General features: G+C 75.6%; 13 protein-coding genes. 11 read left to right on the forward strand and 2 right to left on the reverse strand.

The genetic code is table 11. The features are described 5' to 3' along the window. Positions 1-51: 51 nt before the first annotated feature. From RDV89_RS04825 to RDV89_RS04875, 11 genes are all read left to right on the forward strand, one after another. Positions 52-735 (forward strand): hypothetical protein, encoded by a 684-nt coding sequence (locus RDV89_RS04825; protein ID WP_315731808.1) that lies wholly within the window; start codon positions 52-54, stop codon positions 733-735. Between the two features lie 90 nt (positions 736-825). Then, positions 826-2,016, forward strand: coding sequence for an exonuclease SbcCD subunit D (locus tag RDV89_RS04830; RefSeq protein WP_315731809.1), 1,191 nt, complete (start codon positions 826-828; stop codon positions 2,014-2,016). Further along, entirely contained in the window at positions 2,013-5,057 is a 3,045-nt protein-coding gene (locus RDV89_RS04835; RefSeq protein WP_315731810.1) for an AAA family ATPase, read from the forward strand. The genes RDV89_RS04830 and RDV89_RS04835 overlap by 4 nt, the downstream gene beginning before the upstream one ends. A gap of 24 nt (positions 5,058-5,081) precedes the next feature. After that, the gene (locus RDV89_RS04840) at positions 5,082-6,608 is read left to right on the forward strand and encodes a TldD/PmbA family protein (protein WP_315731811.1); all 1,527 of its coding nucleotides are present in this window, start codon (positions 5,082-5,084) and stop codon (positions 6,606-6,608) included. Further along, positions 6,605-7,996: a metallopeptidase TldD-related protein gene (locus RDV89_RS04845; RefSeq protein ID WP_315731812.1), complete on the forward strand. Its 1,392-nt coding sequence runs from the start codon at positions 6,605-6,607 to the stop codon at positions 7,994-7,996. Before RDV89_RS04840 ends, RDV89_RS04845 begins: the two co-directional genes overlap by 4 nt. A gap of 43 nt (positions 7,997-8,039) precedes the next feature. Continuing rightward, the gene (locus RDV89_RS04850; RefSeq protein ID WP_315731813.1) at positions 8,040-8,378 is read left to right on the forward strand and encodes a YtxH domain-containing protein; all 339 of its coding nucleotides are present in this window, start codon (positions 8,040-8,042) and stop codon (positions 8,376-8,378) included. A 151-nt stretch (positions 8,379-8,529) separates the two neighbouring features. Then, the gene (locus RDV89_RS04855) at positions 8,530-8,820 is read left to right on the forward strand and encodes a hypothetical protein (protein ID WP_315731814.1); all 291 of its coding nucleotides are present in this window, start codon (positions 8,530-8,532) and stop codon (positions 8,818-8,820) included. Further along, on the forward strand, positions 8,813-9,235 hold the full coding sequence (locus RDV89_RS04860) for a phage holin family protein (protein ID WP_315731815.1): 423 nt from the start codon (positions 8,813-8,815) through the stop codon (positions 9,233-9,235). The genes RDV89_RS04855 and RDV89_RS04860 overlap by 8 nt, the downstream gene beginning before the upstream one ends. Beyond that, positions 9,222-9,617 carry a DUF3618 domain-containing protein gene (locus tag RDV89_RS04865; RefSeq protein ID WP_315731816.1) on the forward strand — a complete coding sequence of 132 codons (396 nt, stop codon included), beginning with the start codon at positions 9,222-9,224 and terminating at the stop codon, positions 9,615-9,617. Before RDV89_RS04860 ends, RDV89_RS04865 begins: the two co-directional genes overlap by 14 nt. Next, entirely contained in the window at positions 9,617-10,660 is a 1,044-nt protein-coding gene (locus RDV89_RS04870) for a YihY/virulence factor BrkB family protein (protein WP_315731817.1), read from the forward strand. Before RDV89_RS04865 ends, RDV89_RS04870 begins: the two co-directional genes overlap by 1 nt. Positions 10,661-10,692: 32 nt before the next feature. Further along, positions 10,693-10,989, forward strand: a complete 297-nt coding sequence (locus RDV89_RS04875; RefSeq protein ID WP_315731818.1) for a DUF4235 domain-containing protein — start codon at positions 10,693-10,695, stop codon at positions 10,987-10,989. Positions 10,990-11,008: 19 nt separating this feature from the next. Here the strand turns inward: RDV89_RS04875 and RDV89_RS04880 are convergent, their stop codons facing one another. Together RDV89_RS04880 and gcvP are read right to left on the reverse strand one after the other, a co-directional pair. Continuing rightward, on the reverse strand, positions 11,009-12,406 hold the full coding sequence (locus RDV89_RS04880) for a serine hydrolase domain-containing protein (protein ID WP_315731819.1): 1,398 nt from the start codon (positions 12,404-12,406) through the stop codon (positions 11,009-11,011). Between the two features lie 7 nt (positions 12,407-12,413). Further along, positions 12,414-15,314 carry an aminomethyl-transferring glycine dehydrogenase gene (gcvP, locus tag RDV89_RS04885; protein WP_315731820.1) on the reverse strand — a complete coding sequence of 967 codons (2,901 nt, stop codon included), beginning with the start codon at positions 15,312-15,314 and terminating at the stop codon, positions 12,414-12,416. Positions 15,315-15,338: the final 24 nt, after the last annotated feature.

Genomic DNA, 15,338 nt, shown 5'->3' on the forward strand with positions numbered 1-15,338 from the left:
CTCGAACGCCTGCGCGCCGGTCTCGCGCTGTGCCAGACCGGCGACCTGTCGGTGGCGCCCGACCTCGCCTCGGACCTGTACGCGGGCACCAGCGGCACCGGTCTCCTGGCCGTGCAGCACCAGCACCTCGTGATGTGCCTGCTCACCGCGGAGCAGGCCGCGGGCCCGGACTGGCGTGCGTGGTGCACCTCCGGGGCGGACGGGGACCTGCTCTGGTTCCTCGCCGCGGGAGGGAGCCACACGCTGACGGCACCGATGCTGGAGTGGTACCTGGCGACCGCCGACGCGTGGCGCGACGACGCCCCGTTCGACTGGTACGAGCACGTGCTCGACAGCGCGACCGCGCTCTCGGGCGTGCCCATCGAGGCGTGGGACGAGGACGTCGACCCGGACGCGTGGGCCGCCGAGGTCCGCGCGGCCGTGGCGGCCGCGGGCACGGCGTACGTCTTCGACGGCCGGCCGCTGGCCCCCGACCACCTGGCGGGCCTCGCGGTGGACGCCGCCGCCCGGCGGGTCGCGCAGGGGCGACCGGGCCGCCCCGCGTACCTGGAGCAGCTCGGCACCTGGACCGGCCTGCTGCCGCCGTCGTGGCCCGAGGGCACGGCGCCCACCCGGGAGCACCTGGGCGCCGTCGAGCGGTACGCCGAGCAGGTCGCCGCCCTGCCCTGGCGAGCGGGCAGCAAGTACTTCCACGGCCACGACGTCGACGGCGGACCGGGGCTGCACGGCGTGTGAGGCGGGTGTGACGCGGGTGTGAGGAGCGCCCGGACCCCGCCGGCGGCGTGGGTCCGCGCAACTGTCGGAGCCCCCGCCTAGGTTCGTCCCGTGCGCATCCTCCACACCTCCGACTGGCACCTGGGCCGCTCGTTCCACCGGGCCGACCTGCTGGGCCACCAGGCGGAGTTCGTGGACCACCTGCTCGAGGTGGTCGAGAGCGAGCAGGTGGACCTGGTCGTGGTGGCGGGCGACGTGTACGACCGTGCGCTGCCGCCGGTCGACGCGGTGCACCTCGCCGACGAGGCGCTCGCCCGGCTGGCGGCGTCCCGGGCCCAGGTCGTCATCTCCAGCGGCAACCACGACTCCGCCCGGCGTCTCGGGTTCGGCGCCCGGGTGATGGACGGGGCGGGCGTGCACGTGCGCACGGACCTGCGCGGGGTCGGCACCCCGGTCGTGCTCGACGACCCCGACGGCCCCGTCGCGGTGCACGCGCTGCCCTACCTCGACCCGGACGCGGTGCGGGAGCCCTGGGGCCTCCCGGCGCGCTCGCACGAGGCCGCCCTCGGTGAGGCCATGACCCGCGTCCGCGCCGACCTCGCCGGACGGCGGGGCACGCGGTCGGTCGTGCTGGCGCACGCCTTCGTGGCGGGCGGGCAGCCCAGCGAGTCCGAGCGCGACATCTCGGTCGGCGGTGTGCAACGGGTGCCCACCTCGGTCTTCGACGGCATCGACTACGTGGCCCTGGGCCACCTGCACGGGCCGCACGTGCTCGACGAGCGGATGCGGTACTCGGGCTCGCCGCTGGCGTACTCGTTCTCCGAGGCCGCGCAGGCCAAGGGCTCGTGGCTGGTGGACCTCGCGGCCGACGGCGCGGTGACGTCGACCTTCGTGCCGGCGCCGGTCCCCCGGGCCCTCGCCCGCCTGCGCGGCACCCTCGAGGAGCTGCTCGACGACCCGGCGCTCGCGGACCACGAGGACGCGTGGGTGCAGGCCACCCTCACCGATGCCGTGCGGCCCCGCGGGGCGATGGACCGGCTGCGCCGCCGCTTCCCGCACGCGCTCGTGCTGGGCTTCGAGACCGGGGAGCGCCCCGCCGGCCTGCCTCCCCGACCGACCGCGGGCCGGGGGGCGCACGACGTCACCCTCGACTTCGTCTCCTTCGTGCGGGGCTCCGCGGCCGACGCCGAGGAGGCCGCGCTGCTGGCCTCCGCATGCGAGGCGTGCACGGGCGACCGGGACGCCGACCCGACCGACACGTCCGACGTGACCGCCGGCGACCTCGCGGGGGCGGCCGGATGAGGCTGCACCACCTCGAGATCACCGCGTTCGGGCCGTTCGCCACGACCGTCGAGGTCGACCTGGACGAGCTGGCCGACGGCGGCCTCTTCCTCCTGTGCGGTCCGACCGGGGCGGGCAAGTCCAGCGTGCTCGACGCGATCTGCTTCGCGCTCTACGGCGCCGTGCCCGGTGACCGCAATGCCGCGCGGCACCTGCGCAGCGACCAGGCGGCGCCGGACGTCGCCCCGCGCGTGGTGCTCGAGACGACCCTGTCGGGACGACGGTTCCGGTTCACTCGCAGCCCGGCCTGGGAACGGCCGAAGAAGCGTGGGGAGGGCCTGACGTCGCAGCAGGCGAGCGTCCTGGTGCAGGAGCGCGTCGAGGGCGAGTGGATGCACGTCACCGGTCGCATCGACGACGCCGGCCACCTGGTCGGGCGCCTCGTGGGGCTGACGCTGGCGCAGTTCTGCCAGGTCGTGCTCCTGCCCCAGGGCGAGTTCCAGCGCTTCCTGCGCGCGGGCGCCGAGGACCGCCAGCGGCTGCTGCAGAGCATCTTCCGCACCGGCCGCTTCGGTGACGTCGAGCGCTGGCTAGCCGAGCACCGGCGCGCGCTGCGCCACGAGTCGCTCGAGCTGCAGCGTTCCGTCGCCGACGAGGTCGCGCGGTTGAGCGAGGTCGCGGGCGTCGCCGCCCCCGGCGACGTGCGCTTCGACGACCCGGCGGGTGCGCCCGGCACCGAGGCGCTGCTCGGCTGGGCCGCCGGTGTGACGGCGACGGCGCGCGACGAGGCCGGTGCGGCGTCGGAGGAGCTGGAGCCCGCCCTGGCGGCGGCGGAGGCGGTCGCGACCGACCTGCGTGCGGCCGAGGACCTCGCTGCGGCGCGCGAGCGCCACGACGCGCTGGCGACCCGCAGCGCGGCTCTGCTGGCACGCGAGCCCGAGGTCGCCGAGGTGCGGCAGCGGGTCGACGCCGCGCGTCGCGCGGCCCCGGTGCGGGGGCTCGTCGCGGTGGTCGAGCGAGCCCGCACGACCCGCGAGCAGGCCGAGGACCACCTGTCCGCGGCGCTGCGCCGACTGGGTCCGCTCGCGGCGGAGGCGGCAGGGACCCTCGTGCTCACCCTCGACGACGAGGTCGACCCCGACGTGGCCGCAGCCCTCGACCCCGCGGCGATCCGGGTCGCGCTGGCCGACGTCCGCGCGCGCCGCGAGCGGTCCGCGGACGCGGTCGAGCGCCAGCGCGAGCTCGCCGGGATCGAGGCGGCGGCGGCGGCGCGGGCCGCCGAGCGCGCCGAGCTGGCCGACCGCTCGCGCGCCCTGGACGAGGCCGCCGCGCGGCTGCCGGAGCAGGTGGCGGGCCTGCGCGCGGCCCTGCGCGCCGGCAGCGCCGCGACCGCCGCGCGCGACGCGGCGCGGCACCGCCGGGAGGCCGCGCTCGTCGGCTCGGCCGCGGCCGAGCGCGAGGAGTCGCTGCGTCGGACCCTCGAGTGCGCGGAGCGGGACCTGGTCACGGCCCGGGCCGCGTCCCAGGACCTGCGGCAGGTCTGGCTCGACCTCCGCGAGCAGCGCCTGGAGGGTATGGCCGCCGAGATCGCCCTCGACCTCGCGGTCGGTGGCGCCTGCCCGGTGTGCGGGTCGTGCGACCACCCCCACCCGGCCCCGCCGGGCGACGACGTGCCCGACGCGGCGGCGGAGCGCGCCGCTCTGCGCCGCGTCGACGACGCGGAGGCCCTCCTGCAGGCCCACAGCGACGCGGTGCGCGCTGCGGCGGAGAACCTGGCCCGCGCCCGCGAGGCCGCCCAGGGCCGGGACGTCGCGGCGTGGCGGGCCGAGGTGGCGGAGCTCGACACCCTGCTGGCCGGCCTGACCGAGCAGGTCGACGGGCTCGGCGCCCAGGAGGTCGAGCTCGACCTCCTCGAGCAGCGCCAGCGTGCTCTCGCGGAAGAGCGCGGCGAGATCGCGGAGCGCTCCGCCGCGCTGGGGGCGACCGACGACCAGGACACCGTGCGACGTGCGGAGCTCGTCCGCCTCCTCGCCCGGGCGCGCGCTGCCGAGGGGCTCGAGCCGACCGCGGCGCTGGCGGCCCTGGACGAGGCGGGCGCCGCGTGGGAGGCGGCCCTCGCGGCGCGCCTCGGCCTGGACCGAGCGGTCGAGCACGAGCGCGAGAGCGACGCCGCGGCCCTCGCCGAGGCCGCGGCCCACGGCTTCGCCGACCTCGACGCCGTCGTCGACGCCGCGGTGCCCCACGACGAGCTGGGCCGCCTGGAGGCCCGGCTGCAGCGCCACGACCAGGAGGTGGTCAGCACCCGCGAGCAGCTGGCCGACCCCGCGGTCCTCGCGGCCGCCGCCTCGGCCCCCGTGGACCTCGCCCGCGTCCGTGAGGTCGCGCGCGACGCGCAGGCGGCGGCCACCGAGCTGCGCACGCGCCACGACCGGGTCCACCGGCGCCTGCGACGGCTGGAGTCGCTGGATGCCGCGTTGGGCGCCGCCCTCGAGGCCTGGGAGCCGGTGCGCGCCCGTTTCGAGGTGGCCGACCGGGTCGCCACCCTCGCGTCGGGGCGTTCGGCGGACAACCGGCTGCGCCTCGGCCTGGCGGCGTACGTCGTCTCGTGGCGCCTCGGACAGGTCGTCGCGGCGGCCAACGTGAGGCTGTCCCCCACGACGGCGGGCAGGTACTCCCTCGAGCAGGAGGCCGGCGCGTTGCGGCTGCTCGTGCGCGACGAGTGGAGCGGGGAGCAGCGCGACCCGGCGACGTTGTCCGGCGGGGAGACGTTCCTCGTCTCGCTCGCGCTCGCCCTGGGCCTGGCCGACGTGGTCGCGGCCGAGTCGGCCGCGGACGGCGAGGGCAGCGACCTCGAGACCCTGTTCGTCGACGAGGGGTTCGGCTCGCTGGACGCCGAGACCCTCGACGACGTGATGGGCACCCTCGACGAGCTGCGCGAGGGCGGTCGCGTGGTCGGGGTCGTCAGCCACGTCAGCGAGCTGCGCACCCGCATCCCCACCCAGCTGCAGGTCACGCCGTCGCGGGCGGGCTCGCGGCTGCGCGTCGCGCACGCGGACGGTTGACCCGGGTGGGTTAGGTTCGTCGCCATGAGTGGTGTCGATCCCAGCTTCCTCGCCCTCCCCTACCGACGGCTCGCCGACGTCGCCCTCGCCCGGGCGGCCGAGCTCGGCGCCGAGCACGCCGACTTCCGGTTCGAACGGGTCCGCTACCAGGACCTGAACGTCCGCGACGGCGGCCTGCTCGGCACGCGGGACACCGCGGACGTCGGGTTCGCCGTACGGGTGGTCCACGCCGGTGCCTGGGGCTTCGCCTCCGGTGTCGTGCTCACCGACGAGGAGGCCCGCGACGTCGCGGAGCGCGCGGTGGAGGTCGCGCGCGTGGCGGCCACGATGACCCGTGAGCCGGTGGTCCTGGCCCCCGAGCCGACCTACGACGACGTCACCTGGGTCTCCGCCTACGCGCAGGACCCCCTCGCGGTGCCCGTGGACGAGAAGGTCGACGTCCTCGTCGGCTTCACGGAGCGGCTGCGGGCCCACGACGCGGTCCAGCACGCGACCGCCACGCTCCAACAGGTGCTGGAGAACAAGTTCTACGCCGACCTCTCCGGCACGCGCACCACCCAGCAGCGCGTGCGGGTGCAGCCGGTGGTCACGGCCATGGGCGCGGACGCCGCCACCGGCACGTTCGACTCGATGCGCTCCATCGCGCCGCCGGTCGGTCGTGGGTGGGAGTACCTGACCGGGACGGCCGCCCAGGGCGCCTGGGACTGGGACGCCGAGCTGGCCGAGCTGCCCGACCTGCTCGCCGAGAAGCTGCGCGCGCCCAGCGTCGAGGCGGGCGACTACGACCTGGTGATCCACCCCTCCAACCTGTGGCTGACCATCCACGAGTCGATCGGCCACGCCACCGAGCTCGACCGGGCGCTGGGCTACGAGGCCAACTACGCCGGCACCAGCTTCGCGACCTACGACCAGCTCGGCACCCTGCAGTACGGCTCCGAGGTCATGAACGTCACCGGCGACCGGACGGAGGAGCACGGCCTCGCGACCGTCGGCTACGACGACGAGGGCGTCGCCACCCAGCGCTGGGACATCGTGCGGGACGGGCGGCTCGTCGGCTACCAGCTCGACCGGGTGATGGGCCACCAGAAGCCGGACCTCAACGGCGGTCGTTCCAACGGCTGCGCGTACGCCGACTCCCCCGGCCACATCCCGATCCAGCGGATGGCCAACGTCTCGCTGCAGCCCGCGCCCGACGGCCCGAGCACCGACGAGCTGATCGGCCGCGTCGAGCGCGGCATCTACGTCGTCGGCGACGGCTCCTGGTCCATCGACATGCAGCGCAAGAACTTCCAGTTCACCGGCCAGCGGTTCTACGCCATCACCGACGGACGCCTCGACGGGCAGCTGCGCGACGTGGCCTACCAGGCGACGACGACCGACTTCTGGGGCTCCATGGAGGCCGTCGGCGGCCCGGAGACCTACGTCCTCGGTGGCGCGTTCAACTGCGGCAAGGCGCAGCCCGGGCAGACGGCCTCGGTCAGCCACGGCTGCCCGACCGCGCTGTTCCGCGGCGTACGCATCCTCAACACCACGCAGGAGGCCGGCAAGTGACCACGACCCCCACCCCGCAGGACCTCGTCGAGCGCGCCCTCGAGGCCTCGCGCTCCGACGACGCGGTGGTCCTCGTGCGCACCACGTCCAGCGCCAACCTGCGCTGGGCCAACAACACCCTGACCACCAACGGCGAGATGCGCGGCGTCGAGGTCACCGTCGTGGCCTTCGACCGGCGCGCGGACGGCGTCGCCGTCGGCTCGATCACGAGCGCTGCGGCCTCGCTGGAGCAGGTACGCGCGGTGGTCGAGCAGGCCGACGCGGCCGCGGCCGCCGCGGCGCCCGCCGGGGACGTCTCCGAGCTCGTCGGCGGCGGCGTGGCCGACGACTGGTCCGACCCGCCGGCCGCCACCTCGATCGGCGTCTACGGCGACGTCGCGCCGGCGCTCGGCGGTGCCTTCGACAGCGCAACCAGCGGCGGGCGGATCCTCTACGGGTTCGTCGACCACGAAGTGGCGACGGTCTACCTCGGGTCCAGCACCGGCCTGCGGCTGCGTCACGTCCAGCCGACCGGCCATTGGGCGTGCACCGCCAAGCCGACCGACCTCTCGCAGAGCGCGTGGGTGGGCGGCGCCACCCGCGACTTCACCGACGTCGACCCGACCGCCTTCGACGCCGAGCTGGCGCAGCGGCTGTCCTGGGGCGAGCGGCGCATCGACCTGCCGGCCGGGCGCTACGACACGATCCTGCCGCCCACCTCGGTCGCCGACCTCGCCATCTACCTGCTGTGGATCTCGGGCGGCCTCGACGCCCACGACGGGCAGTCCGTGTGGAGCCGGGCCGGCGGCGGCACGCGCGTGGGCGAGCGGGTCGTGGACGAGCGGGTGCGGCTGCGGTCCGACCCGGCCCACCCCGGGCTGGAGGCGGCGCCGTTCGTGCACGTCGCGACCTCCGGCGAGGTGACGTCGGTCTTCGACAACGGCCTGCCCGTCACGGCCACCGACTGGGTGCGCGACGGCGTGCTGACCTCGCTGTTGCAGAGCCGGCACTCGGCCCGGGTCACCGGTCTGCCGCCCACCCCCGTGCCCGACAACCTGGTCCTCGACGTCACGGGCGGTGCGGGCAGCACGCAGGACCTGGTCGCGGCCACCGACGACGGTCTGCTGGTGACCTCGCTGTGGTACATCAGGATGGTCGACCCCCAAAGCGCCCTGCTGACCGGCCTGACCCGCGACGGGGTCTACGTCGTCGAGAACGGCGAGGTCGTGGGCCTCGCGAACAACTTCCGGTTCAACGAGAGCCCGGTCGAGGTGCTCGGCCGGTTCAGCCACGCCGGCGCGACGGTGCCGAGCTTCAGCCGCGAGTGGGGCGACTACTTCTCCCGCACGGCCACCCCGGCCCTGCGGGTGCCGGACTTCAACATGTCCAGCGTCAGCGAGGCGAGATGAGCACGGGTCGGGGTACCGGCCCGGTGACGGAAGGGAGACGAGGATGAAGAAGCTGACACTGCTGGTCGGGATCGGCATCGGGTACGTCCTGGGAGCGCGCGCCGGCCGGCAGCGCTACGAGGACCTCAAGGCGCAGGCCCAGCGGGCCTGGCAGAACCCGGCGGTCCAGGAGCGCGCCACGCAGGTCCAGGAGAAGGCGAACGAGGTCGCGCACACGGTCACCGAGACCGTGGGCGAGAAGGTCTCCGACGCCGTCGACGAGGTGCGCGAGCGCGTGCAGGGCGGTGGCGACGACCACGACGACGCCCCCCGCACCCCCGGCGGTGCGCACGTCGCCGACGTGCCGGACCACGGGCCGCACGGAGCCACCGACCGCCTCTGAGCGCCTCTGAGCGCCCCGCACCACCAGCGCGAGCCCCGCGTCCGTCCGACGGACGCGGGGCTCGCGCCCGTCGGTGGGTACCGGCGGCCGTGCTCGCGAGGCGAGCGCGGGCGGACGTCGTCCGTCCTCGGCACCCCGGAGGGAGAAGCAGATGCGCAAGCTCACACTGCTGGTCGGTATCGGGATCGGCTACGTCCTCGGCACCCGTGCCGGCACCCAGCGCTACGAGCAGCTGAAGGCCCAGGCGCAGCGCGCCTGGCAGAACCCCACCGTGCAGGAGAAGGCCGCCCAGGCGCAGGACGCCGTGCGCGAGGCGGCCCCCAAGGTGGGCGAGAAGGCCGGCGAGGTGGCCCAGGCCGTCGCGGCCAAGGTCCGCAGCGACGACGAGTCGGGCGGCTCCCACGCCGCGTCCTCCCAGCCGGGGGCGTCGTCCGGTGCCTGACGAGACCACTGCCCCCGTGCGGGGCGACGAGTCGACCGGCGAGCTGATCTCGCGACTCTCGGCCCAGTCCTCCGAGCTCCTCCGGGGCGAGATCCGGTTGGCGCAGGCGGAGATCACGCAGAAGGTGAAGTACGCCGGCTTCGGCGCCGGCGCGCTCGGCGCAGCCGGCCTCGTCGCCCTCTACGGCGGCGGCGCCCTGGTCGCGACCGTCGTCATCGCGCTCGCGATCGTGGTGCCGGCCTGGCTGGCGGCCCTCATCGTGACCGTGACCCTGTTCGCCCTCGCCGGCCTGCTGGCCGTCGTCGGGCGGCGCCAGCTCGCCCACGCCACCCCGCCCGTGCCCCAGCGGGCGGTGGACGGCGTCAAGGAGGACGTCCGCACCGTGAAGGAGGCGCGCCACCATGACCACGCCTGAGCAGGACCACACCGGCCGCGACGACCAGCACGACCAGCCGGGCGTCGAGGAGCTGACCGCGCAGGTCGAGCAGGCCCGGGCCGACCTCGCCGAGACCGTCGAGGCGCTGGCCGCCAAGGCCGACGTCTCCGGGCGCGCCAAGGCCAAGGTCTCGGACCTCGCCGGGCAGGCCCGCGAGGCCGCCGACCACACCCGCGAGGCGGCCGTCGAGGCCGCCGCCGACGTGCGTACCCACGCGAGCGAGGCAGCGGGGCAGGCGCGCGCCGCGCTCACCGACGACGACGGGCGGCCCACCCGCGCCGCCCTGGGCGGCGTCGGCGGCCTGGTCGCGGTCGGGGTGCTGGTCGCCGTCGTCGTGGTCGTCGTGCGTCGGCGCCGCTGATGGTGGCGCACGACAGCGCGGCCCCGGAGCGGTCGGCACCCGATCCGGACGACCCCCGCAAGCCCGACTCGGTCGGCGACATCGACGCGCCGTCGTGGCGCTACGTCGCCCGTCGCACGGTGCGGGAGTTCTCCAAGGACCAGTGCACCGACCTCGCGGCGGCGCTGACCTACTACGCCGTCCTCGCGCTGTTCCCCGGCCTGCTCGTCCTCCTCTCGTTGGTCGGGCTGGTGGGCCAGGGGCCGGCGACGGTCGACACGCTGGTGCAGGTCCTGCGCGACGTCGGCGCGGGATCGGCGGTCGACACGCTGGAGCCGACGCTGCGCGAGCTCGCCTCGTCCAGCACCGCGGGCGTGGCGTTCGTCGTCGGTCTGGCGACGGCGCTGTGGTCGGCGTCGGGCTACGTGAACTCGTTCGGACGCGCGATGAACCGGATCTACGAGATCCGCGAGGGGCGACCGGTGTGGAAGCTGCGCCCGGTGATGCTGCTGCTCACGGCGGTCGCGGTGGTGCTCGTGGCGGCGGTCGCGCTCGCCCTGGTGCTGACCGGGCCGGCGGCCTCCGCCGTCGGCGACGCGGTCGGTCTGGGACCCGCGGCCGTGACGGCGTGGAACATCGCCAAGTGGCCGGTCGTGCTGGCCGCGGTGGTCCTGGTGGTCGCGCTGCTCTACTACGTGACCCCCAACGTCCAGCAGCCGCGGTTCCGGTGGATCAGCCTCGGCGCCGTGCTGGCGATCGGCGTCTGGATACTGGCCTCGGTGGCCTTCGGGTTCTACGTCGCCAACTTCAGCAGCTACAACCGCACGTACGGCTCGCTGGCCGGCGTCGTGGTGTTCCTGCTGTGGCTGTGGATCACCAACCTCGCGCTGCTGCTCGGCGCCGAGCTCGACGCCGAGCTGGAGCGCGGGCGCGAGCTGCAGGCCGGGATGGCCGCCGAGGAGAGCATCCAGCTGCCGCCGCGCGACACCCGCACCATCGAGAAGGCCGACGCCCGGCACGCCGACGACGTCGAGAACGGTCGTCGGTTGCGCCGGGGCAGGTAAGCACACGGCACGCACGATCACGAGGAGGGACGATGAGACGCGAGGAACCCGGGAGCCGCTCGGCGAAGCTCCTGTACCGCCCGGTCGGGCTGGTGAGCAGCATGGTCGCCGGTCTGGTGGCCGGCCAGGTCTTCCAGCAGGTCTGGAAGCGCACCCACCCGGGGTCGCCGGACGACGCGCCCCGGCCGCTGGAGTCGGAGTACGAGCTGACCGAGGTGCTCGTCGCAGCGGCCGTGCAGGGGGCGATCTTCGCGACCGTCCGCGCGCTGGTCGACCGCGGCGGCGCCCGGCTCTACCAGCGGGCGACCGGGGACTGGCCGGGCGACTGAGCCGCGGCCCGCGAGGCTGCTACGAGTGCGACGCGCCGGCGTCCGGGTGACCCCCGGGCGCCGGCGCGTCGGGGTCGTAGGGGGTGCGCGTCCACACGAACGTGGACACCTCGAGGTGGCTCACCGACCCGTCCGGACGCCGCCGCACGTGCAGGGTCTCGCCCTCGTGGTAGCCGGCGACCCCCACCAGCGCCCCGTCGACCACGGCGAACCGGTGCACCGCCGCGGCGCCCCGTCGCACGACCACCTGCTGGTCGTCGCCCTCGACGGCGACGACGTACGGCGTGTTGCCCCAGTGCCAGACCCCCACGACGTCGCGCACGGGCGCCGGCAGGTCCCGCGGGGCCGGACGCCAGGGGCGCGGCAGCGTCGGCTCGCGCTCGGCCAGCACGTCGAGCAGCCGCGTGGCGACCTCCGCGGTCGCGGTGCCGGTGGTGCTCGACGCGAGGAGCACCGCGCCGGTGCGCCGCGGCGCGTCCACGAGACAGGCCGCCTGGAACCCCGGCATGGACCCGAGGTGGCCCCGCAGCACGCCCGATCCGCCCCGCAGCAGCTGCAGGCCCAGCCCGTGGGCGGCCGAGAGCCGCGCGTGGCGCGTCCCGCCGACGGGGTGGCTGGCGAGGTCGAGCCACGGCGACGGCAGCACGGCGTCGTCGCCCGCGGCGAGGAACGCGGCGTACCGGGCGAGGTCCGCCACCGTCGACCAGGCCTGCCCGGCGGGTGCCATCGCCCCGGTGTCGGTGGCCGGCTCCGGTGTCAGGGTGCCCTCGTAGGGGTGCACCGACCACCCCGTCGACCACGGCGTCACGGGCAGGTAGGTCGTGCGTCGCATCCCGAGCGGCTCGAGGACGTCGGCGCGCACGACGTCCCACCAGGGGCGACCGCGCAGCCGCGCGACGACCTCGCCGAGGATCGCGTACGCCAGGTTGGTGTAGTGGAACTGCTGGCCGGGCGGCAGCACGGACGCCGCTCCCGGGCCGCCGGGGTTGGCGGCCAGCAGCGCGGCGAACCCCGTGCCCGGGGTGCGCTCCCACCACTCCCCCGTCGGCTCCGAGGCGAGACCGGACGTGTGCGCCAGCAGCGGCCGCAGCCGGACCTCGCCGTGACCGTGCTCGGCCAGCTCGGGCACGACCGTGGCCGCGCGGTCCTCGAGGTCGACGAGGCCGTCGCGCACGGCCTGCAGCACCGTGACCGCGGTGAGGGTCTTCGTGATCGAGCCGATCCGGTACTGCGTGTCGTCCACCGGACCGGGCACGTCGCCCCAGCCGCCCGACCACACCAGCGCGCCGTCGCGCACCACGCCGGCGACGAGCGAGGGGGCCCGCGCGGCGACCTGCGCCGTCGCGACCTCGTGCAGCAGCGCCCGCGCGGTGGACGGCAGGACGGCGCCCGTGTCGGCGCCCGTTTCGGCGCTCACCGGCCGCTCACTCCGCGAACGCGTCCGGGGGCGGGCAGGCGCAGACCAGGTTGCGGTCGCCGTAGGCCTGGTCGATGCGGCCGACCGGCGGCCAGTACTTGTCGGGGTCGTGGCCCTGCGGGAAGACGCCGACCTCGCGGTCGTACGCCCGCTCCCACGGCCCCACGAGCGCCCGGGTGGTGTGCGGGGCGTGGCGCAGCGGCGAGTCCTCCGCGCTCCACTCCCCGTCCGCCACCCGGGCGATCTCCGCGCGGATCGCGACCATCGCGTCGCAGAAGCGGTCGATCTCGCCGAGGTCCTCGGACTCGGTGGGCTCGACCATGAGGGTGCCGGCGACCGGGAACGACATCGTCGGGGCGTGGAACCCGTAGTCGACGAGCCGCTTGGCGACGTCGTCGACCGTCACGCCGGTCGCCTTCGTCAGCGGCCGCAGGTCGAGGATGCACTCGTGGGCGACCAGCCCGGCCTCCCCGCGGTAGAGCACCGGGAAGTGGTCCTCGAGGCGCGCGGCGACGTAGTTGGCGGCGAGCACCGCGACCGCGGTGGCCCGGGCCAGACCGGCGGCGCCCATGAGCCGCACGTACGCCCAGGAGATCGGCAGGATCCCGGCCGAGCCGAGCGGAGCCGCGCTGATCGGGCCGATGCCCTCGCGGCGCTCGGCGTCCGGGTGGAACGGGTGCGAGGGCAGGTAGGGCGCCAGGTGCGAGCGGACCGCCACCGGACCCACGCCGGGGCCGCCGCCGCCGTGCGGGATGCAGAAGGTCTTGTGCAGGTTCAGGTGCGAGACGTCGCCGCCGAAGGCGCCCGGCCGCGCGTGGCCCACGAGCGCGTTGAGGTTGGCCCCGTCGACGTAGACCTGGCCGCCGTGCGCGTGCACGACCTCGCACAGCTCGGTGATGGCGCCCTCGTACACGCCGTGGGTCGACGGGTAGGTGACCATGATCGCCGCGAGCGTCTCGGCGTGCTCCTCGCAGGCCGCACGCAGGTCGTCGAGGTCCACCGAGCCGTCGTCGCGCGAGGCGACCACGACCACCCGCATGCCTGCCATCACCGCCGACGCCGCGTTGGTCCCGTGCGCGGAGGAGGGGATGAGGCAGACGTCGCGCTGGGCGTCGCCGTTGGCCCGGTGGTAGCCGCGGATGGCCAGCAGCCCCGCCAGCTCGCCCTGCGAACCGGCGTTGGGCTGGATCGAGACGCGGTCGTAGCCGGTGACCTCGGCCAGCCACCCCTCGAGGTCGGTGACCAGCGAGGCGTACCCGTCCGCCGCCTCGGCGGGCACGAACGGGTGGAGGTCGGCGAAGCCCGGCAGGCTGATCGGCTCCATCTCGGTGGTGGCGTTCAGCTTCATCGTGCAGGAGCCCAGCGGGATCATGCCGCGGTCCAGCGCGTAGTCGCGCGCCGAGAGCCGCCGCAGGTAGCGCAGCATCTGCGTCTCGCTGCGGTGCGCCGAGAAGACCTCGTGGGTCAGGTACGCCGTCGAGCGGCGCAGCGCGTCCGGCAGCGCGTCCGGGGTGGCGCGGTCGAGGTCGTCGAGGTCGAGGTCGGCGACACGGGGCAGCGCCGTCGCCAGCGCCGCCAGGACGTCCGCGAGGATCCCGCGGGTGGTCGTCTCGGCCGTGGAGACCGCCACGTGGTCGGCGTCGACACCGCGCAGGTGGATGCCGCGCTCGCGGGCCGCGTCCACCACGCCGCCGGCGGCTCCCGGCACGCGCACCAGCACGGTGTCGAAGAGCTCGTCCGCGACGACCTCCCCGCCCCCGGCGCGCACGGCGGCCGCGAGCACGGCCGCGTACCGGTGCGTGCGCCGCGCGATCGTCCGCAGGCCCTCGGGGCCGTGGTGCACGGCGTACATCGACGCCGCGACCGCCAGCAGGACCTGGGCGGTGCAGATGTTGGAGGTCGCCTTGTCGCGACGGATGTGCTGCTCACGGGTCTGCAGGGCCAGGCGGTACGCCGGGCGGCCCTCCGCGTCCACCGACACCCCGACCAGACGACCCGGGAGGCTGCGCTCGAGGCCCGCGCGGACGGACATGTACGCCGCGTGCGGGCCGCCGTGGAACAGCGGCACGCCGAAGCGCTGCGTCGAGCCGATCGCGACGTCGGCCCCGAGGGCGCCGGGCGACTCCAGCAGCGTCAGCGCCAGCAGGTCGGCGGCGACCACGACGAGACCGCCGGCCGCGTGGGTGGCCTCGACGGCCGGCCGCGGGTCGCGGACGCGCCCCGACGCCCCGGGGTACTGCACCAGGGTCCCGCAGACGCCGGACGCGGCGAGGTCGGCGGGCAGCCCGTCGGTCAGGTCGGCGACCACGACCTCGATGCCCATGGCCGCGGCGCGGGTCTCGACCACCGCGATCGTCTGGGGCAGTGCGTCCGCGTCGACGACGAACGGACCGGTCGCGCGCCGCTGGGCACGACGCACCAGGGTCATCGCCTCGGCCGCGGCCGTGCCCTCGTCGAGCAGCGACGCGTTGGCCGTCGGCAGACCCGTGAGGTCGCCGACCATGGTCTGGAAGTTGAGCAGCGCCTCGAGGCGGCCCTGCGAGATCTCGGGCTGGTACGGGGTGTACGCCGTGTACCAGCTGGGATCCTCGAGGACGTTGCGGCGGATCACCGGCGGGGTCACGGTCGGGTGGTAGCCGAGACCCACCATCGAGACGCCAGGCGCGTTGCGCCCGGCGAGCGCACGCAGCTCCGCGGCCACCGTCGCCTCGTCGGCCGCGGGCGGGAGCGCGAGGTCGACGACGCGGTCGCGGATGGTGGCGGGGACGGCGACGTCCATGAGGTCGTCGAGGGAGGCGTACCCCAGGCGCTCCAGCATCGCCGCGACCGCCGAGGCGTCGGGCCCGATGTGGCGGTCGGCGAAGGGGTTCGCCGCGTCGAGCTCGGCGAGGGTGGGCTGATCGGTCATCGAGGCGCTCCAGGACGTCGGTCG

Origin of the sequence: Nocardioides imazamoxiresistens (assembly GCF_032378595.1) — a bacterium.
GTDB classification, from domain to species: Bacteria; Actinomycetota; Actinomycetes; order Propionibacteriales; family Nocardioidaceae; genus Nocardioides; species Nocardioides imazamoxiresistens.